The organism is Pseudomonas crudilactis, assembly GCF_013433315.1.
Lineage (GTDB): Bacteria > Pseudomonadota > Gammaproteobacteria > Pseudomonadales > Pseudomonadaceae > Aquipseudomonas > Aquipseudomonas crudilactis.
The window spans coordinates 79,847-100,923 of sequence record NZ_WXVV01000027.1 but is presented as its reverse complement, the minus strand read 5'-3'; the positions used below and the strand labels follow the sequence as shown (position 1 = coordinate 100,923).

Sequence of the window (21,077 nt, the reverse complement as noted above, 5' to 3'; positions counted from 1 at the left end):
GCGAAGAGGCCAGCCCGGACAATACAAATCCTGGAAATGATTCATGACTTCTGATCAACAGTGCTTTGTCCCGTCAGCGGTTTTTCTCAACCATCCGGATGCGGATACTCCTGGCCATTCCCACTGCAACCCCTGGAGTCTTTCATGTCTGTTCCCGCTTTCGGTCTTGGTACATTTCGTCTGCAAGGCCAGGTGGTCATCGATTCGGTGAACACCGCCCTGGAACTCGGCTACCGGGTCATCGACACCGCGCAGATCTACGAAAACGAAGCCGATGTCGGTGTGGCCATTGCGGCCAGCGGTATCCCGCGCGATGAGCTGTTCATCACCAGCAAGATCTGGATTGCCAACTTCGCCAGGGAGCGTCTGATCGCCAGTCTCAAAGAGAGCCTGGAGAAGCTGCAGACCGACTACCTCGACCTGACGCTCATCCACTGGCCATCGCCGGACGACCAAGTGCCCGTCGAAGAATTCATGGGCGCATTGCTGGAAGCCAAGCGTCTGGGCCTGACCCGGCAGATCGGCGTTTCGAACTTCACCATCGACCTGATGAAACAGGCCATTGCAGCCGTCGGCGCCGAAAACATCGCGACCCATCAGATCGAACTGCATCCGTACCTGCAAAACCGCCAAGTGGTCGAGTTCGCCCACAGCCAGGGCATTCACGTCACCTCATACATGACCCTCGCTTACGGCGAAGTACTCAAGGACCCGCTGATCCAGCAGATAGCCGAGCGCCTGCAGGCCACCCCGGCGCAAGTCACTCTTGCCTGGGCGATGCAATCGGGTTATGCGGTTATTCCGTCATCGACCAAGCGCGCCAACCTGCTCAGCAACCTCGGCGCCACCGCACTCACGCTGAGCGATACCGACATGATGCACATCGCCACGCTTGATCGCGGCTATCGCCTGACCAGTCCAACAGGCATTGCGCCACAGTGGGATTGAACCGTTAAGTCTCAAGACGTTGCGCGAGGCCGTGCATGGCATCGCGCAACGTCTTGATCGCCATGACGACCGCCACGGCTTCGGCCGCACGGCAAGCCTCTTCCAGATCCGTGCACGCGGACACCAGCCGCGCCGCGCCGACCATTTGCGCGCCCCCCTTGATGTGATGGGCCAACTCGCGCAGCCCGGAGCGGTCGTGTTCATGGCTCATCTGGTCGAGCTGTTGCAGATCGTTGTGCAGGCTGCTCAATACTTCTTCACGCAGGCGTCGGATCATCGAATGGTCATTGCCAGCCATCTGCTCCAGCGTACTCAGATCGAGCTCCTTCAGGGCGACCTCCTCGACCGACTGAACTTCACTGTCACAATGGCTGGCCCCCTTCAAGGCCTGCTGCAGATCGTGCAAGCGAATCGGTTTGAACAGACACTCATCCATACCGGCATCGAGGCAGCGAAGCTTTTCCTCCACTTGCGCGTTGGCGGTAAACCCGAGGATCAGGCAAGGTGCCCGAGCGCGCTGCGCTTCCTCATCACGAATGGCCCGCGCGAGCGCGTAGCCGTTACGCCGCGGCATGTTGCAGTCGGTGATCACCACATCGAACGCCTGTGCCCGCCACCGCTCCAGCCCGGCATGACCGTCCTCGGTGTCAACCGTGCGATGCCCCAGTTCACTCAACTGCCAGCACAACAACAAACGATTGACCGGATGATCGTCCACCACCAGAACACTGAGTGAATGCCCAACCGCCTCCAGTACTTGCGGGGAGGTCGGAACGTGTGACAACGCCTGCAGCAGAGGCATCTGGAGTCTGATTTCAACCCGAGTCCCGAGACCTGGTTCACTGTCGAGCCGCAATTCGCCGCCCATCATTTCGCACAGGCTGCGACTGATCACCAGGCCCAGACCGGAACCGCTGCGCGCCGATCGAACGTTATTGCTCGCCTGCACGAACGGACTGAACAGCCGTTGCCGGTCCTCATTGCTGATCCCGATCCCGCTGTCTTCGATGAGCACTTTCACCGCCAGTCGCTCGGCTGACGTTGGCGTCACAACCAGCCACAGACTCACTTCGCCTTCTTCGGTGAACTTGATCGCGTTGCTCAGCAGGTTTGACAGCACCTGCTTGAAGCGCGTCGGATCAATCAATACGTCGACGTCGCTATGGGCATCCAGTTCGATGTGCCACAGCAAGCGTTTCTGCCGTGCCAGCCCCTCGAACACCCGACACACCGACACCACCAGCTCACGTAGATTGGCCCGTTCGGGAGCCAGGGACAAATGGCCAGTCTCGATACGCGCGATGTCGAGAATGTCACCGATCAATGCCAACAACTGTTGGCCGGCGTTGGAGGCTACCTGAATCGCCAATCGATCGGTCACGCCTTCCTCTGCCCGTTTCAAGGCCAGCTCGAGCATGCCGATCAGGGCATTCATCGGGGTACGAATTTCATGGCTCATGGTTGCCAGAAACGTGGTCTTGGCCCGGTTGGCATCGTCCGCTGCGTCCTTGGCTTGCTGCAATTGCCGTAACCACTGCTGACGCTGGCGGATCTGCCAGCGCTGAAAACCGATCCACGCCAGCGCCAGTATCAGCAAGCCTGCCGCACCGGCAAAACCAAAGACAATCTCACGGCGATGCCGCAACCAATAGCTGTCATCCACCACCACGTCATGGCTCCAGCGTTCGACCAGTTCGTCCATCTGTTGCGGGGCGATGCTCAACAGCGCCTTGTTCAGGATCGAATGCAACGTCGATGCTTGCGGCGCAGTGGCCAGCGCGATACGGGCCGGTTGGTCGCCGATGGTACTGGCGATGCGCAGACGATCACGGTAATGACGCGAGATCAGAAAGCGCGCGACCAGCAAAGAGCTGACCGTGGCGTCGACCTGCCCCTTGGCAATCATTTCCATGCCCTCGGCGGGACTTCTGACGTCGACAATGCGTAAGCGCGCGACGCGTTCCTGCAGATAACCACGCAATGGATGGCCGCGATAAATCGCCAAGCGCTTGCCCTGCAGATCGTCGAGACTGCGCACACCCTGCGTCGTTGCCGCACTGACCAGCACAAACGGATTATTCAGATAGGCACGGGTAAATTGCAGTTCGTTTTCGCGCTCACTGCTGGGCGTTACCACGGGCAACAGATCCAGTTCCCCGGCCTTCAATTGCTCGATCTGACGATCCAGCGAGTTCCCTCGGACAATCTCGAAATTCAACCCGCTACGCTGGCTGATCAAGGCCAGCAGTTGCGCTGAAAGCCCGCTGAAACGGCCATCCGCGTCAAAGAACGTCAGAGGAGCGAAGTCTTCAATGCCGCCGACCCGTATCACTGGATGCTGATCTCGCCATTGCCGCTCGACGGCACTGAGTTGCACCCGTGATTGTTCCGCCATCTCGGCGAGGCCGGCACTCCAGCGCTGTTCGATGCGCTGCCGATGCTCCATGGGGATGGCTGCCAACGCCTTGTCAACGATACGCTTGAGGCGCACCTGGCTACGCAGCAGCGCAAAACCGAACGGATTGGCGTCGAGCCCGGCCGGCCCGGTCAACTGCAGATCGTTACGATAATTGGTGTTGATCAAGTAGTTGGCGCTGATGAAGTCGCCCAGGTAAACGTCATCTGTGCCAAACGCCACGGCGCCGAGTGCATCCATCGCCGATGGGTAGCGCTGCACGTTCGCTTCGGGATAGAACGCCTGCACACTCGCCAACGGCAGATAATCCTCGACCATGGCCACGCGCTTGCCCGCAAGATCCACCGGCAAGGTTTCTTCGAGTCGGGTCACCAGCATCGGCTGATCTTCGGCGTAGGCCCGGGACAAAATGAACGCAGGATCAGCAAGCTCGAAACTGTTCGAAGTGCCCAGCAGCTCCACTTCACCGTGTTTGAGCGCGGCCATGGCCGCATCCCGGTTGGCGTAGCGCTGTATCTGTATCCGTACGTTGAGCAATTGCGCGATCAGATCCGCGTAGTCAGCCGTCAGCCCTTCCAGCTCATGCCGATTGCGCGTCACCTCGAACGGCGGATAGTCGGGCCCTGAAATACCGACGCGCAAGAGTGGGTGCTCCTGCAGCCATTGACGATCCTGTTCATCCAGTCGTATCTGGATATTTTCCGGGCGGGTCCGGCTCAGCACTTCCAGCATCACTGGCGCGTCGTTTGCTCCTGCCGATGCGCCGAGGGTCATCAACAGCGCGAAAACGACCCGACGCAGCTCCATGGCCGATCCTCAAATCAAACTGTTACGTTGGGCAAATTCGCGTAGCATCACCAGTGACAAAATTCCCAGCTTGATCATCAGGCGGGTCTTGTAGGTGCTGACGGTTTTGTGGCTCAGGTGCATGTCCTGGGCAATGGTCTTGTTGGCTTTGCCTTGTGCCAGTTGCAGCAAAATGGCCAGCTCACGATCGGAAAGCTGATCGATCATCTGCTTTTCCGATAGCTGGATAGCGTTCAAAGTACTGGTGCTTTCAGGCAGCGCGCTGAAATAGCTGTAGCCCGCCATCAGCGCCTGGATCGCCTTGTGCAGCTGCTGCAGTTGATTGCTTTTGGTCACATAAGCCATGGCTCCGGCGCGCAGGCAGCGTTCCTGATAGATCTCCGGCGCATGCAGTGAGAACACCAGTATTCGGCAGGCCGGGAAGTTGGCTTTGATGCGCACGATCACATCCAGGCCACTGAGCCCCGGTAAATTGAGATCCAGCACCACCAGCTGTGGCGAGTGCTCACGGATCATTTCCAGCACTTGCTCGCCAGTGGAAACCTCATGTATCTGTTTGAAGCTTTCGGCCTGCAACACGATTTTAACGGCGGCGCGCACCACCGGATGATCCTCGACGATCAGCGCTGACCTCATGTCCACTCCCGGTGCAAAATCTGACGACGGACCACTGGCACAGGCTCACGCGGACTCAGTGGCTGCGCTGGGACTGTTACACGTAACGGGAAGTGAATCACCTGTCAGACCTGACAGTTGCGCCCAGTGTCTTTCTATGCATAAGCCAGACGCCGCACCGCCTCATCCTGCTCCGACCGAGGTCCGTCGACCCACGCCATCAAATGCATGATCGCCTGTGCATTGGGCAATGCCGCATGACTGATCTGCAGGTTGCCCTGGGCAAAGCCCTCGGCCATCTGTATCGTTTTCGACGGCACTTTGTAGACCAACGCATGACGCACCTGCGGGTTATCGAGCAGGAATTCCGGCAGATCCAGCGCGCCGCCCGCCAGTTCGGCGTTGATGACTACCACATCGAACGGTTCGCAACCGTAGTCCACCAGTGTCAACAGCTCGGCGAGGCTCTGCACTGGTGCAACACGGTAGTAATCGAGCTCGTTGAACAACCGCTCGATTTTCATCCGGTAAAAGTGTTGCGTGTCGGCGATGAGGATACGCAGGGCTTTATTGATCATGCTCAATCTCTTGGCAGCCAGGTTTTCGGGTGCGGCAAGACTACGCAACCTGATCGGCGGCTTCTGTAGGACTTTTCCGAAAAAATTGGCCCTTCGCCTGCGCGTCAGCACGGTTGCCACTCATTCGGTGGTACTCGGACTCCAGAACGCCTGCACCACCAGCGCCGACGTCGAGATCCGTGCCACCAGAGCATCCAGTTCATCACCATCCACCGAAGTGGTCGCCAGGGTGGCTTCGATCTCGATTTCATCGGCACCGAAGGCATGGACGTCGACATCACTGGCCGGGTAATTGCTGCGCTCAAGCTCGGCTTCGAGCAAAGCGAACACGGCGGTTTGCTGTGAGCGTCGAGCGATGACGTAGACAATGTTGGTGACTTCCGCCGAGACCACATCCAAAGGCTGACGGTTGATGTTGTTGACGATCGGCCGCAGCAAGGTGTTGGCGGCCAGAATGAACAGTGTGCCGAGCACGGCTTCGGCGAGCAGATCAGCCCCCGCGCAAGCGCCGACTGCGGCGGAGGTCCACAGAGTCGCGGCGGTATTGAGGCCACGTACGTTGCCTTCTTCTCGCATGATCACGCCGGCGCCAAGAAAGCCGATGCCGGAGACCACGTAGGCAACCACGCGCACCGCGCCTTCAGCACCGGCGAGACGGTTGGCCATGTCGACAAAAATCGCCGCGCCGACGGCGACCAGGACGTTGGTGCGCAGGCCGGCGGTGCGTTGCCGGTACTGGCGCTCGAAGCCGATCAGGCCACCGAGGATGAATGCAGCGCTGAGGCTGACGAGGGTGTCGAGCAGCGAATCGAGGTTGAGGTTGTTGATGGCTTGCATAGTCTTGTCCTTGAAAACACCCAAATCCCCTGTAGGAGCTGCCGCAGGCTGCGATCTTTTGATTTTGTTTTTAAAAGACAAGATCAAAAGATCGCAGCCTGCGGCAGCTCCTACAGGGGGGAGCAATCCTGCGGTTATTGCCAGCCGAAGCGGCGGATGTAGAAACCTTTCACTGCCTGGGTCAGCGCCATGTACGCCAGCAGAATCACCGGCAGGAACACGAAGTACAGCGACGGCAGCGCCTGCAATTTGAAGTAGTGCGCCAGCGGCCCCATCGGCAGGAAGATGCCGACCGCCATGATGATTCCGGTCATCACCAGCAGCGGCATGGCGGCGCGGCTTTGCAGGAACGGAATCTTCGGCGTACGGATCATGTGCACGATCAGCGTCTGGGTCAGTAGCCCGACCACGAACCAGCCGGACTGGAACAGCGTCTGGTGATCCGGGGTGTTGGCGTCAAACACGTACCACATCAAGGCGAACGTGGTGATGTCAAAGATCGAACTGATCGGGCCGAAGAACAGCATGAAGCGCCCGACGTCGCCCGGCTGCCAGCGTTGTGGTTTCTTCAGCATTTCCTCATCGACGTTATCGAATGGAATCGCAATCTGCGAAATGTCGTAGAGCAGGTTCTGCACCAGCAGGTGCATCGGCAGCATCGGCAGGAACGGAATGAACGCACTGGCGACCAGCACCGAGAACACGTTGCCGAAGTTGGAACTGGCGGTCATCTTGATGTACTTGAGCATGTTGGCGAAGGTGCGACGCCCTTCGAGCACGCCCTCCTCCAATACCATCAGACTCTTTTCGAGGAGGATGATGTCGGCCGCTTCCTTGGCGATGTCCACCGCGCTGTCCACGGAAATGCCGATGTCGGCGGTACGCAGCGCGGGTGCGTCGTTGATGCCGTCACCCATGAAACCGACCACATGGCCGTTGCCTTTGAGGATGCGCACGATGCGTTCCTTGTGCGACGGCGTCAGTTTGGCGAAGACATTGGTCTTCTCCACGGCCACCGCCAGTTCGGCATCGCTCATGCGCTCGACGTCGTTGCCCAGCAGCAGACCTTGTTGCGCGAGACCCACTTCGCGGCAGATCTTCGCGGTCACAAGTTCGTTGTCACCGGTCAGCACTTTCACCGCTACGCCATGTTCGGCCAAGGCTTTGAGCGCCGGCGCGGTGCTTTCCTTCGGTGGATCGAGGAACGCCACGTAACCGATCAGCGTCAGTTCCTGTTCATCGGCCAAGCTGTAAATCTCGCGACCTTCCGGCATCGAGCGAGCGGCTACCGCCACTACGCGCAAGCCTTCAGCGTTGAATGCTGCGGTGACCTGACGAATCCTGGTCAGCAATTCATCGCTCAAGGCTTCATCGACCTCGCCGTGACGCACGCGGCTGCACACCGCCAAGACTTCTTCCACCGCGCCTTTGCAGATCAGTTGATGTGGCTGGCCACGCCCTTCGACCACCACCGACATGCGCCGACGATTGAAGTCGAACGGGATCTCATCGACCTTGCGAAATGCCGTGCCGACTTTCAGTTCGCGGTGGACTTCCACGTGTTCCAGCACCGCGACGTCGAGCAGGTTTTTCAGGCCGGTCTGGTAGTAGCTGTTGAGGTAAGCCATTTCCAGCACGTCATCGGAGTCTTCACCCCAGACGTCGACATTGCGCGCCAGGAAGATCTTGTCCTGAGTCAGCGTGCCGGTCTTGTCGGTGCACAGCACGTCCATGGCGCCGAAGTTCTGGATCGCGTCGAGACGTTTGACGATGACTTTTTTGCGTGACAGAAATACCGCACCTTTGGCCAGCGTCGAGGTGACGATCATCGGCAGCATTTCCGGGGTCAGGCCGACGGCAATCGACAGCGCGAACAGCAGTGCTTCAGTCCAGTCGCCCTTGGTGAACCCGTTGATGAACAGCACCAGCGGCGCCATCACGAACATGAAGCGGATCAACAGCCAGCTGACTTTGTTGACGCCTTGCTGAAACGAAGTCACTGCGCGATCAGTCGCGCCGACACGCTGAGCCAGCGCACCAAAATAGGTGCTATTGCCGGTGGTCAGGATCACCGCCACCGCTGTGCCGGACACGACGTTGGTGCCCATGAACAGGATGTTTTCCAGCTCCAGCGGATTGCGCGTATCGCGATCAGCCTGACGTGGAAACTTCTCGACCGGCATCGATTCACCGGTCATCGCCGCCTGGCTGACGAACAGGTCCTTGGCGCTGAGCACCCGGCAATCGGCCGGAATCATGTCACCGGCCGAGAGCACGATGAGATCGCCCGGCACCAGTTGCTTGATCGGCAATTCGCTGCGCGGCGCGTCACGGCGCATTACCGTGGCGGTGTTGCTGACCATGGCTTTCAGTGCATCAGCGGCCTGGTTGGATTTGCTTTCCTGCCAGAAGCGCAGCAGCGTCGACAGCACCACCATGGAGAAAATCACCACGGCGGCCTTGAGGTCTTCAGTCAGCCACGAGATCACCGCCAACAGGGTCAGCAGCAGGTTGAACGGGTTTTTGTAGCAGTGCCACAGGTGAGTCCACCACGGCAGCGGCTGCTCGTGTTCGACCTCGTTGAGGCCGTACTGCGCACGCAGTGCATCGACTTCGAAATCGGTGAGGCCATCGGAATGCGTGCCGAGTGACGACAGTAAACCCGCGGTGTCGCAATGCGCGGCATCGACCAGGGTGTTGGCCAGAGTGGGTGGGACTTCACGGCTGACCGTGGTGTCGTTGATCGATTCCAGCAGCGCCAGGCGACGGAAGTGCCGGGCGATGTGGCGGGTCCGCAGAAAACCTGCGAAAAATTCCTTGAGCGTAAGTTTCATGGCTGTTGCCCCTATGGTCAGCCGGGAAACCGTCAAGCAGGTACGGCCGCGCCTCGTCCGCCGGAAAAACCGGCACGGCAAGGCCTGGCGCGCCGGTCAGGAAAGACAGGCGTGTCGATAGGGCTGCGATCACAACAATAAAGTCGCAATCACGCTCTGTTCAGCGTCGATGAGAAGGACGTCTAGACATGACCACGGACGGGCCATGCACGGGATGCCGCTGCTCGCTTTTACGGCGAGACAACGACAGAGAAAGTCTGCGCGTTATCTTGCCGAGAATCTGCCGGTTACCGAGACCGGCCGACAACTGTCACTCGAACAAGTACCCACTGTGGGTCTCCGCTATTGATGAAAACGCGCGAAGCTTACGCCCCGATGTCTGGAGAGTAAACCCGCAAAAGGCAGTGTGTCGGGGAATATGGGGGATGTTCAGGAAGGGTTCAGGAACAGAATGTGTGGCGCTTTTGATGGCCCCTTCGCGAGCAAGCTCGCTCCCACATTGGATCTTCATCTGACACAAAATCTGTGTTCACTGAAAATCCCCTGTGGGAGCGAGCTTGCTCGCGAAAGCGGTATGTGAGGCGCTAAAAATCAGCTGGCAGTTGCCAATAACAAATCCGCCATCGAACGATGCCCACGGTTTTTGCCATGCTCATACAAAGAACCGGCAATCTCGTCCGCGCGAATCGGCAACACCGACAGCAACGTATCGCTCAAACCATGGCTGGCCTGGCAGAAACCCTGCATGTAGATGCCGGCCTTGCAGCGTTCGTCGGTAATCAGTTTGTAGTTGCGATCAACCTCGAAATCGCCGAGGTATTCTTCCAGCGGCGCCAGCAGTTTGCGATGCATCTGCCGCTCGTAGCCGGTGGCCAGAACAACCGCGTCGTAATTGCGCACGGTGACTTCGCCAGTGGCGTTGTTGCGCACGGCCAGTTCGATACCGTTGTCGGTGGCAGTAGCGCTCTCGACAGTGGTCAGCGTGCGGAACGCGTGACGGGCAATCCCGGACACCTTCTGACGATAGAAGATGCCGTAGATGCGTTCGATCAGGTCAATGTCGACCACCGAGTAGTTGGTGTTGTGGTACTCGTTGACCAGACGCTCACGCTCGGCGCTGTTCTGCTGGAACACCAGGTCGGTGAATTCCGGCGAAAACACTTCGTTGACGAACGGGCTGTCATCCGCAGGTTTCAGGGCCGAGCCGCGCAGGATCATGTCGACCTGTACCGACGGGAACGAATCGTTCAGGTCGATAAAGGCTTCCGCCGCACTCTGCCCGCCACCGATGATCGCGATGCTCATCGGCTGATTGTTCACACACGGCTGCTTGGCCATTTGCGACAAATACTGCGAGTGGTGGAACACGCGAGTGTCGCCCTTCAGCGCTTTGAACGCCTCGGGAATACGCGGCGTGCCGCCGGCGCTGACCACCACCGAACGGGTGGTCCGCACATGCTGCTGGCCATCGCTGCCACGGGAAATCACGCGCAGGGCTTCAACCTGATGGTTGTGCAGCACCGGCTCGATGGTCAGCACTTCTTCGCCGTAACGGCTTTGTTCGGTGAACTGCCCGGCGACCCAACGCAGGTAGTCGTTGTACTCCATGCGGCATGGATAGAAGGTGCCGAGGTTGATGAAGTCGACCAGACGACCGTGGTACTTCAGGTAATTGACGAAGGAATACGGGCTGGTCGGATTGCGCAGGGTCACCAGATCCTTGAGGAAGGAAATCTGCAACTCGCTCTGGGTCGACAGGGTGTTGCCGTGCCAGCTGTAGTTGGCCTGCTTGTCGAGGAACAGCACATCCAGCTCGCCCTGGGTCGGGCCGCGCTCTTGCAGAGCGATGGCCAGCGCCAGGTTCGAAGGGCCGAAACCGACGCCGATCAGGTCGTGAACGATGGGCGATGCAATTGCCTGTGTCATTTCCAGTGTCCTCTGGATGAACCCCTCAACCGTGGGGATAAAGCCTGGGTGACCTGACCGGCCCGAAGCAGGACAGCAGATCGTCTGTTGAGTAGGAACGAGGACGGTGAAAAAAAATTTACTGAGGAAGGCTCAATGGGCGTCCCATTGTTTGATGCGTAGCCGGCAATGTTTCATGGCATTGACGATGTGTTTCTCTACCAGCGCTTTGGAAATCCCGAGGCTCTCGGCGATTTCGTTATGGGACAGGCCTTCGATCTTGCGCAGCAGAAAACTTTCGCGACACAGCGGCGACAATTCTGCCAGTGCGCGCTGAAGCATCGCCAGGCGCTGACCGTGATCAAGGGTGCCATGGGGCGACGGGGTGAAATAGCGCTCTTCGCTGTCCAGCACGTCAAGCGGCTCGGCCTGACGCAAGGCGTTGCGCCGATGATCATCGATGACCAGGTTCAAGGCCGTGCGATAAAGGAAGGCACGCGGTTGTTCGATCGGCGTGTCGCTGGAACGCTCCAGCACCCGCACATAAGCGTCATGCACCACATCTTCGGCCACCTGACGGTTGCCCAGCCTGGCGTTAAGGAAACACACCAGCTCGCGATAGTAGTTTTCCAACATGACTCCCGACCGCAACGGTGCGGTTTCGATCCTTGAGCCAGATCCGCCAGGGTCAAAACGACAATGGCACGATGGTGGCAATTTCAGATGCGTAATTTATAGTAATTCTCATATAGATTTAAAGTGCTGTTTCAATTTGCCCGACAAATTGTGGGCATCTATACCTGTTACCGGGTTTTTCAGCGCTTAAATTACCTGCCGCGTCTCTCGTTTAAAGGACAGTTCCCCGTATCTGTCGCCTCCTGCGCCAGCGTTCGGTCGTGGCCCGCGTGCGGTGCCGGCTGGATGACGGGTCGATTCTCACTGGCCGGAACCCTGCATGAAACGTCCCCGCCCCGCCCGACGCGCCCTGCTCGTAGCCCTTTGTCTGATTCCCGTTGTCGCCGTAGCCGCCTGGCAGATATTGCCGCCCGGTCGGGACAAGTTCGCCACCGTGCAAGTCAGTCGCGGCGACATTGAAAGCAGCGTCACTGCCCTTGGCACTTTGCAGCCACGGCGCTATGTGGACGTCGGCGCCCAGGCTTCCGGGCAAATCCGCAAAATCCATGTGGAAGTCGGCGACGTGGTCAAGCAAGGCCAATTGCTCGTCGAAATCGACCCGTCGACGCAAAAGGCCAAGCTCGACGCCAGCCAGTTCTCCATCGAAAACCTCAAGGCGCAGTTGCAAGAGCAACAGGCGCAGCACGAACTGGCGCGGCAGAAGTACCAGCGCCAGCAGAACCTCGCGGCCGGCGGCGCCACCCGTGAAGAAGACGTGCAGACCGCCCGCGCCGAGCTCAAGGCCACCCAGGCACGTATCGACATGTTCCGCGCCCAGATCCGTCAGGCCGAGGCCAGTCTGCGCAGTGATCAGGCCGAACTCGGTTACACGCGCATTTATGCGCCGATGGAAGGCACCGTGGTCGCACTCGATGCCCGCGAAGGCCAGACACTCAATGCCCAGCAGCAGACGCCACTGATCCTGCGCATCGCCAAACTGTCGCCGATGACGGTCTGGGCCGAGGTCTCCGAGGCCGATATCGGCCATGTAAAACCGGGCATGACTGCTTACTTCACCACACTCAGCGGTGGCAATCGGCGCTGGAGCAGCACCGTTCGGCAAATCCTGCCGGTGCCACCCAAACCGCTGGACCAGACCAGCCAGGGCGGTGGCAGCCCGGCCAGTTCGAGTAAAAGCGGCAGCGCGCGCGTGGTGCTGTACACAGTGCTGCTGGACGTCGATAACGCCGACAACGCTTTGATGGCAGAGATGACCACGCAAGTGTTCTTCGTCGCCGACCAGGCGAAAAACGTTCTCACCGCACCGGTCGCCGCCCTGCAAGGCAGCGCGGCGGCCAATCGGCAGACCGCGCAGGTCATTGCCGCCAATGGCGAGATTCAGTCCCGCGAAGTACGCACCGGCATCAGCGACCGCCTCAAAGTGCAGATTATCGAGGGCTTGAACGAAGGCGATCACTTGCTGATCGGCCCGGCCGACGGCAGCGGAGGTTGAATGCAAACGCCTCTGATCGACCTGCAGGACATCCGCAAATCCTACGGCGGCGGTGACGCTCCCGAAGTTCACGTGTTGCGCGGCATCGACCTGTCGATTCACGCCGGCGAGTTCGTGGCGATTGTCGGCGCGTCCGGTTCCGGCAAATCGACACTGATGAACATTCTCGGCTGCCTCGACCGGCCGACGTCCGGCGAATACCGCTTCGCCGGGGAAAACGTCGCCGGCCTCGACAGCGATGAACTGGCGTGGCTGCGGCGCGAAGCCTTCGGTTTCGTGTTTCAGGGCTATCACCTGATTCCGTCCGGCTCGGCCCAGGAGAACGTCGAGATGCCGGCCATCTACGCCGGCACCCCCGCCGCCGAACGGCATGCCCGCGCCGCCGCCCTGCTCGACCGTCTCGGCCTCGCCTCGCGCACCGGCAACCGCCCCCATCAGCTTTCCGGAGGCCAGCAACAACGCGTGTCGATTGCCCGCGCACTGATGAATGGCGGCCACATCATTCTGGCCGACGAACCGACCGGCGCCCTCGACAGCCACAGCGGCAAGGAAGTCATGGCGCTGCTCGATGAACTGGCGAGCCAGGGCCATGTGGTCATTCTCATCACCCACGACCGCGAAGTGGCGGCGCGTGCCAAGCGCATTATCGAAATCAGCGATGGCTTGATCATCAGCGATAGCGCCAGAGACAACCCCGACGCCCAGCACAGTGCCAATCCCGGCGCCCTGCAAGCGGTGGATCTGCGCAAGCGCTTGAGCGAAGGCGCCGAAGCTACCGGCGCCTGGAAAGGCGAACTGGTGGACGCCCTGCACGCCGCGTGGCGGGTGATGTGGATCAACCGCTTCCGCACCGCGCTGACCCTGCTCGGCATCATCATCGGCGTAGCCTCGGTGGTGGTGATGCTCGCCGTCGGCGAAGGCAGCAAGCGCCAGGTCATGGCACAAATGGGCGCGTTCGGCTCGAACATCATTTATCTCAGCGGCTCGGCGCCCAACCCGCGAACGCCACCGGGCATCATCACTCTTGACGATGTGCATGCCCTGGCGAGCCTGCCACAAGTGCAGCGGATCATGCCGGTGAATGGCGCCGAAGCCGGCGTGCGCTTCGGCAATGCCGACCACCTCAGTTACGTCGGCGGCAATGACACCAACTTCCCGGCGATCTTCAACTGGCCGGTGGTTCAGGGCAGTTACTTCACTGAGGCCGACGAACAGAACGCGGCAGCCGTTGCAGTGATCGGCCACAAGGTGCGCACCAAACTCCTCAAAGACATACCGAACCCGATCGGCCAGTACATCCTGATCGAGAACGTGCCGTTTCAGGTGGTCGGGGTACTGGCGGAAAAAGGTGCCAGCTCCGGCGACTCCGACAGTGACAACCGCATCGCCGTGCCCTACTCCGCCGCCAGCGTGAGGTTGTTTGGCACGCGTAATCCGGAGTACGTGGCCATCGCTGCCGCCGACGCGCGCAAGGTCAAGGACACCGAGCACGCCATCGAACAATTGATGCTGAACCTGCACAACGGCAAGAAGGATTTCGAACTGACCAACAACGCCGCGATGATCCAGGCCGAAGCGCGCACACAAAACACCCTGTCGCTGATGCTCGGCTCGATTGCGGCGATCTCGCTGCTGGTCGGCGGCATCGGCGTGATGAACATCATGCTCATGACCGTCCGCGAACGCACTCGCGAAATCGGCATCCGCATGGCCACCGGCGCCCGCCAGCGCGACATCTTGCGCCAGTTTCTCACTGAAGCGGTGATGCTCTCGGTGGTCGGCGGCATCGCCGGCATCGCCCTGGCGCTGATCATTGGTGGCGTGCTGATTCTCAGTGAAGTCGCGGTAGCGTTCTCGTTGATGGCGGTTCTCGGCGCTTTTGGTTGCGCCCTGGTCACCGGTGTTGTCTTCGGCTTCATGCCGGCCCGCAAAGCTGCCCGACTCGACCCGGTCACGGCCCTTACCAGTGAATGATCGCTCTATGAAACCGCGCCTCAGTCTGTTGACCGCCTGCCTGATACTCAGCGCTTGCGGCAGTTCCCCGCAACGCCCGGACAGCGGCATTGTGCCGCCCGCCGCCTGGCAATCACCGCACAACACCAGCGCCGAACGCGACACCCTGCACTGGTGGACGCGCTTCGCCAGCCCGCAACTCGATCAATTGATCGAGCAGGCCCAGGTCGGCAGTTACGACCTCGCCGCAGCCATCGCTCGCGTGCGCCAGGCGCGTGCCGACACCGTGATTGCCGGCGGCTCGTTGCTACCGGAAATACAAGGAACCGGCAACGCCAATCGACAGAAGCTGTTGCGCGGCGATGGCTATCGTCAACTGGATGCCGACAGCAGCAACAAGGCAGTGGATTATTTCGACGTCGGCCTCAGCGCCAGTTACGAAATCGACTTCTGGGGCGGCAAGCGCGCATCGCGCGACAGTGCCCAGTTCAGCCTGCAGGCCAGCGAGTTTGATCGCGCCACCGTCGAGCTGACCCTGCTCAGCAGCGTCGCCAACAGCTACACGCAGGTGCTGTCGCTGCAGGAACAGAGCCGCATCGCCGAGCTTAATCTGGCCAACGCGCAAAACGTCCTGCAACTGGTGCAGACGCGCTACAACGCAGGTTCCGCCACGGCGCTTGAACTGGCGCAACAGAAAAGCCTGGTGGCCGCGCAGCAACGCCAACTGCCGACCGTCCAGCAACAGGCTCGAGACGCTCAGATCGTCCTGGCGGCACTGCTTGGCCGCCCGGTGCAAGACCTGCCGGCCAGCCACGAGGCCTTCGACCAGTTGCAATGGCCGCCGATATCCGCCGGCCTGCCCAGCGAACTGCTGACCCGGCGTCCGGACATCGCCCGTGCCGAGGCGCAATTGGCGGCAGCTCAGGCGAACGTCACGGTGGCGCGGGCGGCGATGCTGCCGAAAATCACGCTGGGCGCGAGCATTGGCTCGGGTGCCAACCAGGCCGATGACCTGTTGCGCAGTCCGTTCTACAACCTCACCGCCGGGCTGATCGCACCGATCTTCAACAATGGCCGTCTGGGGGCCGAGCGCGACAAGGCCACGGCCCGCCAGGAGGAGCTGCTGCAAACCTATCGGGGCGCCATCATCAATGGTTTCGCCGACGTCGAAAAAGCCCTCAACAGCATCCGCGGTCTTGATCAACAACGGCAGTGGCAGAGCGAAGAACTGAATCAGGCGCAAACCGCCTTCAACATCGCCCAGAGCCGTTATCAGGCCGGCGCCGAAGACTTGCTGACCGTGCTGGAAACCCAGCGCACGCTGTATGCAGCGCAAGACCAGAACGTGCAACTGCGGCTGTCGCGAATGCAGGCGAGTATTGCCTTGTACAAGGCGCTGGGCGGCGGGTGGCAGACCCTGTAATCGCGCAGCCCGTTCAAGCGCGTTCGCGAGCAGGCTCGCTCCCACAGGGGATCACATTTCAATTGAAGGAATGCGGTCAACCTGTGGGAGCGAGCTTGCTCGCGAAGAACGATGACGCCGTCTCAGAGCGAAGCCTGTTTCGGTTTCAGATTGCGCGCATACCACGGCCGTTGCGGCACGCGGCGGAACAGGCCGGCGAGTTTTTTCTCGTCATTGAGAAAGGTAATGCGCAGTGCCAGCTTCATGGTTTCCGGGTCCATCTCCACCGTCTTGCCCGCCTGCAACCCTGGCGTAGTGCTGCAGCCATGCGTGACCGGCCCCAGCCACGGATCATCGACTTCGTTCCAGCGCCCTGGTGCAAACCACTGCACACCATTGACCACCTTGCGAGTGACTTCACCCGGATGGAAGCGCTCGTGCGCGCGAAACCAGTCTTCGATACGGTCGTCGATCCAGCCATGAAAATGCCAGAACGACGGATTGACGTGGGATGAAAACGGGTCGCCAAGGAAGTCATTTTCCGGGCCGTACCAACGCGCAGCGAAGTCGGCAGGATCACGCGCGAAAGGCACCGGCTGACCGTTCGACGGGTCGCGCGGTACAGACGCCCAGCGCATGTGCAGCCAGTCGTGCAGGCCCAATTCAACCTCGGAACCGAACTGTCCGAGCGTGAGCCTGGCCAGGTACACCGGATCACGGTATTGCGACTCCCAGACCTGGAAGTTGCTTTCGTAGGTCTCGGCCGTTTTGATGTCGCTGACCCACTTGCTGTACTCGTCATCACCGTCAGCCAGCCATGCGGGCGGCAGCGCCGTGCCGTCATGGTTGTCGAAGTAACGGGCGAAGCCCGGGCGATCACGGATCAATTCCGGTTGTGGCAGCGGAAAGTATTGCCACGATGGCAGGTCCTGCATAGAACGCGCCGTGCCGAGCATGTGCCGGTGCATGAAGAAGAAATCCACCCCGGAGCCGTTGCGATCCTTGCGCGGCCCACGGGCATCGCGCTCCTTGTCACGCGGTCCGGGCTGCCAGCCGATGCCGCGCAGGGCTTCGCGCTTGTCTTCGGGCAAGGTGTGCCACTTGTCCCGCGTGGCATGCCACAACTGGTGGAACAGTCGGTGCTCGGGGGAAATCAACCAGGCCAGCAACGTCGGATTCAACGGCGTACGTTCACGCGCCTCGGGAAACAGGCGCTTGACTGCGACGAAACCATTGTCCTGTACCGGCAAGGCCAAGGGGCGATCCAGGCGCAAGACTTTACCGCTGAGGGTGCCTTTGCCAGCGTTGCCGAAATCGGCCCAGACCTCATCGAGGATCATTTCCAGCTCATAGCTGATCTGGCCTTGCGCACCGATCAGCCGCCAACTCAGTTTCGCCGCATCGGCACCGGCCAGATCGCCAAGAATTCGGTAACGAGGTGTTTCGCCGGAACGCAAACGCTCCGGCGTATCAAGGAAACCACAGACGCCACGACCTTTCTGGCCGATGTCGAGGAACACTTGCAGCCCCCTGACCGGCAGGCCTTCAAGGCCCGCGTCACGGCCTTCGAAGCGAATATCCCAGACGCCCCGCAAGGCACTGGCCAAACGTTGTCCGGCGAGGTCGGCGACGTCGAAAGACGCTTCACCCGGAGTGATCGTCGGATCCGGCTTCGTCCATTCACGATGCCCAAAATAAGCCGCCGGCACGGCAGCGCCGGTCAGCGCCAGGCCTGCCATGAACCATCGTCGAGAAATCTTCATTGCCCTACCTGTGTCAGCCATGAAGCAGGCTTTATCCAAGCTAGAACGTTTGCTGCCCGGGCAAATTTAAGCCGTCATTTTCGCCGGGGGGCGCTCGTCCTAAATTTCCCGCTCGATCGCTCGTTCCTCCCAGATAGCAAAGGCTTTGCGCCTGCACCTCGATGGCGAACCCGACTGAGATGGCAATGACAAAACCACGTTCGAAAAAGGCTCTATTCATCGGCCTGCCCTTAGCCCTGGCGATCAGCGCCGGTGCAGGCTTTGCCGCTTGGCATCACTGGTTCAAGGACGACCTTGGCTATGACGCCAAGATTGTGAAACAGGCAGATGAACTGCACGAACGCATGCTCTCTTTCGACAGCCATGTCAGCCTGATGCAGAACTTCGGCACCGACGGTCACGAAGCCGACAAGGATGGCTCCGGCCAGTTCGATCTGGCCAAAACCAGTCGCGGTCGCTTGTCTGGCGCGGCGCTGACCATTTTCGGCTGGCCGGAAATGTGGAACGGCCCCGATGCCCCCCACAAACCGACTGCCGGCTTCATCGACGAAGCCCGCAACCAGCAGGAAATCCGCTACCGGATCATCTCCGGGATGGTTCGCGACTACCCCAATCAAGTCGCGATCGCCTATACCCCGGACGACATGCGCCGCCTGCACGGCGAAGGCAAGTTCGCGATTTTCATCAGCATGCTCAACGCCTATCCGCTGGGCCATGATCTGAATCTGCTGGACCTGTGGACGGCGCGCGGCATGCGCATGTTCGGCTTCAGCTACATCGGCAACAACGACTGGGCGGATTCGTCTCGCCCACTGCCATTTCTCAATGACTCACCGGACGCCCTCGACGGCCTCTCCGATCTGGGCAAGCAGGCGGTCAAGCGCCTCAATGATCTGGGCGTGATCATCGACGTGTCACAGATGTCGACCAAGGCCCTCGAACAAGTCGCACAGCTGAGCCGTACGCCGCTGGTTGCCTCGCACTCGGCGCCGCGCGCGATGGTCGACATCCCACGCAACCTCAGCGACAAAGAGATGCAGTTGATCAAGAACAGCGGCGGCGTGGTGCAAATCGTTGCGTTCTCGCAGTACCTGCGGCCGCTGACCCAGAAGACCCAGGATCGCCTCAACGAGCTGCGCAAGGAATTCGACTTGCCGCCCCTGCCGAACCTGGCGATGGCGCTGATGCCGGGCGACCCGATCATTGCGGCCTGGTCCGAAACCAAATTCGGTCTGTACGCCAGCCGCCTCTACGCGATCCTCGAAGACGAACCGAAGGCCAGTCTCAAGGATTTCGGCGACGCCATCGAATACGCCGTGCGCAAGATCGGCATCGACCATGTCGGCATCAGCTCCGACTTCAATGAGGGCGGCGGCGTCAAAGGGTTCGAGAACGTCGGCGAGATCCGCAATGTCACCGCTGAACTGCTGTCGCGCGGTTACTCCGAAGCCGACATCGGCAAACTCTGGGGCGGCAACTTCCTGCGCGTCTGGGATCAGGTCGAAAAAGCCGCGAAACCGGCGCTGGCCAACGCGCAGGGAACAACGCAGCCATGAACAATCGTCGTGATTTTCTGAAACAGGCCGGACTGCTCGCCGCTGCGCTGCCACTGGGCGCAAGCCTGCCGAACATCGCCAGCGCTGCCGCCACGGCTGCGCCCCCTGCGCCAATGCCGCGCAGCAAGTGGACGCAGTTGCAGCAATTGTTCGACCAGGATCCGGACTACCTGCACTTTTCCAACTTCCTGATCACCTCGCACCCGAAACCCGTGCGCGAAGCGATTGAACGGCATCGCGCCGCCCTCGACAAAAATCCCGGCCTGGCCATGGATTGGGACCTCGGCGTGATCGAGCAGCGCGAGGAAAACGTGCGCGTCTGGGCCGGCCAATACCTGCAAGCCAACGCCAAACAGATCGCCCTGACCGGCAGCACTACTGAAGGTCTGACGATGATTTACGGCGGTGTGCAGGTGCGCCCCGACCAGGAGATCCTCACCACCGCCCACGAACACTATGCCACTCACACCATCCTCGCCTTGCGCAAGGAACGTGAAGGCACGCAGGTGCGCAAGATCCGTCTGTTCAAGGATCCGCAGACCGCGACCAAAGCCGAAATCCTCGCCGCCATCGACACGGCCATCCGCCCTGAAACCCGCGTACTGGGCATGTGCTGGGTGCATTCGGGCAGCGGCGTGAAGCTGCCGATCGGTGACATCGGCGCCATCGTCGACAAGCACAACCGTGGCCGCAGCGATGCCGACCGGATCATTTATGTGGTCGACGGCGTGCACGGTTTCGGCGTCGACAACCTGAGCTTCGCGCAGATGAACTGTGACTTCTTCATCGCCGGCACCCACAAGTGGATGTTTGGCCCGCGCGGCACCGGCATCGTCTGCAGCCGTTTCGAGGAGGTCAGATACGTGACGCCGATCACCCCGACCTTCTCCGAGGCCACAGCGTTTTCCACCACCATGACGCCCGGTGGCTATCACTCCTTCGAGTATCGCTGGGCGCTGGACGAAGCCTTCAAGCTGCACCTGCAACTGGGCAAGGCCGAGGTCGAAGCGCGCATCCACGCGCTCAACAGCTACCTGAAGAAGCGTCTGCTGGAACACCCGCAAATCGAACTCGTCACCCCGCTGAGTCCGCAACTGTCGGCCGGTTTTACCTTCTTTCGGGTCAAGGGCCAGGACAGCGACAAAGTCGCCGCGTACCTGATGCAGAACCGCGTGGTTGCCGACGCCGTGAACCGCGACGTGGGTCCGGTGATTCGTACCGCACCGGGCCTGCTCAACGACGAAGCGCAAATCGATCGCTTGATGGCGCTATTGGCCAAACAGCTGTAGGCGCCCCGCTCTCACGTTTCCTTTCAACCTGTTATCGAGAATCATG

14 protein-coding genes are annotated in these 21,077 nt (G+C 60.4%); 6 read left to right on the top strand and 8 right to left on the bottom strand.

From position 1 onward, the window contains the following. Positions 1–144: 144 nt before the first annotated feature. Positions 145–948, top strand: a complete 804-nt coding sequence (gene dkgB / locus GTU76_RS25300) for a 2,5-didehydrogluconate reductase DkgB (protein ID WP_016983530.1) — start codon at positions 145–147, stop codon at positions 946–948. A gap of 4 nt (positions 949–952) precedes the next feature. Here the strand turns inward: dkgB and GTU76_RS25295 are convergent, their stop codons facing one another. The 7 genes from GTU76_RS25295 to GTU76_RS25265 all read right to left on the bottom strand — a co-directional run bounded on the left by GTU76_RS25295 (position 953) and on the right by GTU76_RS25265 (position 11,576). After that, complete coding sequence (locus tag GTU76_RS25295; protein ID WP_180699869.1) at positions 953–4,171, bottom strand: transporter substrate-binding domain-containing protein; 3,219 nt, start codon at positions 4,169–4,171, stop codon at positions 953–955. Between the two features lie 9 nt (positions 4,172–4,180). After that, positions 4,181–4,807, bottom strand: a complete 627-nt coding sequence (locus GTU76_RS25290) for a response regulator transcription factor (RefSeq protein ID WP_016983528.1) — start codon at positions 4,805–4,807, stop codon at positions 4,181–4,183. Positions 4,808–4,941: 134 nt separating this feature from the next. Beyond that, positions 4,942–5,364: a hypothetical protein gene (locus GTU76_RS25285; RefSeq protein WP_016983527.1), complete on the bottom strand. Its 423-nt coding sequence runs from the start codon at positions 5,362–5,364 to the stop codon at positions 4,942–4,944. 120 nt (positions 5,365–5,484) lie between these two features. Then, positions 5,485–6,201, bottom strand: coding sequence for an MgtC/SapB family protein (locus GTU76_RS25280; protein WP_007913384.1), 717 nt, complete (start codon positions 6,199–6,201; stop codon positions 5,485–5,487). A 134-nt stretch (positions 6,202–6,335) separates the two neighbouring features. Continuing rightward, complete coding sequence (mgtA, locus tag GTU76_RS25275) at positions 6,336–9,035, bottom strand: magnesium-translocating P-type ATPase (protein ID WP_175554855.1); 2,700 nt, start codon at positions 9,033–9,035, stop codon at positions 6,336–6,338. 591 nt (positions 9,036–9,626) lie between these two features. Continuing rightward, on the bottom strand, positions 9,627–10,961 hold the full coding sequence (locus GTU76_RS25270; protein ID WP_016983525.1) for a lysine N(6)-hydroxylase/L-ornithine N(5)-oxygenase family protein: 1,335 nt from the start codon (positions 10,959–10,961) through the stop codon (positions 9,627–9,629). Between the two features lie 132 nt (positions 10,962–11,093). Next, the gene (locus tag GTU76_RS25265) at positions 11,094–11,576 is read right to left on the bottom strand and encodes a sigma-70 family RNA polymerase sigma factor (RefSeq protein ID WP_016983524.1); all 483 of its coding nucleotides are present in this window, start codon (positions 11,574–11,576) and stop codon (positions 11,094–11,096) included. Between the two features lie 319 nt (positions 11,577–11,895). On the opposite strand from GTU76_RS25265, the gene GTU76_RS25260 reads away from it, so the two are divergent. From GTU76_RS25260 to GTU76_RS25250, 3 genes are read left to right on the top strand one after another with little or no spacing between them, the layout of a single operon-like run. Then, positions 11,896–13,068 (top strand): efflux RND transporter periplasmic adaptor subunit, encoded by a 1,173-nt coding sequence (locus tag GTU76_RS25260; RefSeq protein WP_016983523.1) that lies wholly within the window; start codon positions 11,896–11,898, stop codon positions 13,066–13,068. Next, positions 13,069–15,042, top strand: a complete 1,974-nt coding sequence (locus GTU76_RS25255; protein WP_016983522.1) for a MacB family efflux pump subunit — start codon at positions 13,069–13,071, stop codon at positions 15,040–15,042. 7 nt (positions 15,043–15,049) lie between these two features. Beyond that, complete coding sequence (locus GTU76_RS25250) at positions 15,050–16,444, top strand: efflux transporter outer membrane subunit (protein ID WP_180699868.1); 1,395 nt, start codon at positions 15,050–15,052, stop codon at positions 16,442–16,444. 122 nt (positions 16,445–16,566) lie between these two features. On the opposite strand, the gene pvdP is transcribed toward GTU76_RS25250, so the two are convergent. Next, positions 16,567–18,186: a pyoverdine maturation tyrosinase PvdP gene (pvdP, locus tag GTU76_RS25245; RefSeq protein ID WP_180699867.1), complete on the bottom strand. Its 1,620-nt coding sequence runs from the start codon at positions 18,184–18,186 to the stop codon at positions 16,567–16,569. 185 nt (positions 18,187–18,371) lie between these two features. Between pvdP and pvdM the strand changes: the two genes are divergently transcribed. Then, positions 18,372–19,742 carry a pyoverdine-tailoring dipeptidase-like protein PvdM gene (gene pvdM / locus GTU76_RS25240; RefSeq protein WP_180699866.1) on the top strand — a complete coding sequence of 457 codons (1,371 nt, stop codon included), beginning with the start codon at positions 18,372–18,374 and terminating at the stop codon, positions 19,740–19,742. Next, a complete protein-coding gene (gene pvdN, locus GTU76_RS25235) occupies positions 19,739–21,031 on the top strand; it encodes a pyoverdine-tailoring periplasmic protein PvdN (RefSeq protein WP_180699865.1) in 1,293 nt (430 codons plus the stop codon). The genes pvdM and pvdN overlap by 4 nt, the downstream gene beginning before the upstream one ends. Positions 21,032–21,077: the final 46 nt, after the last annotated feature.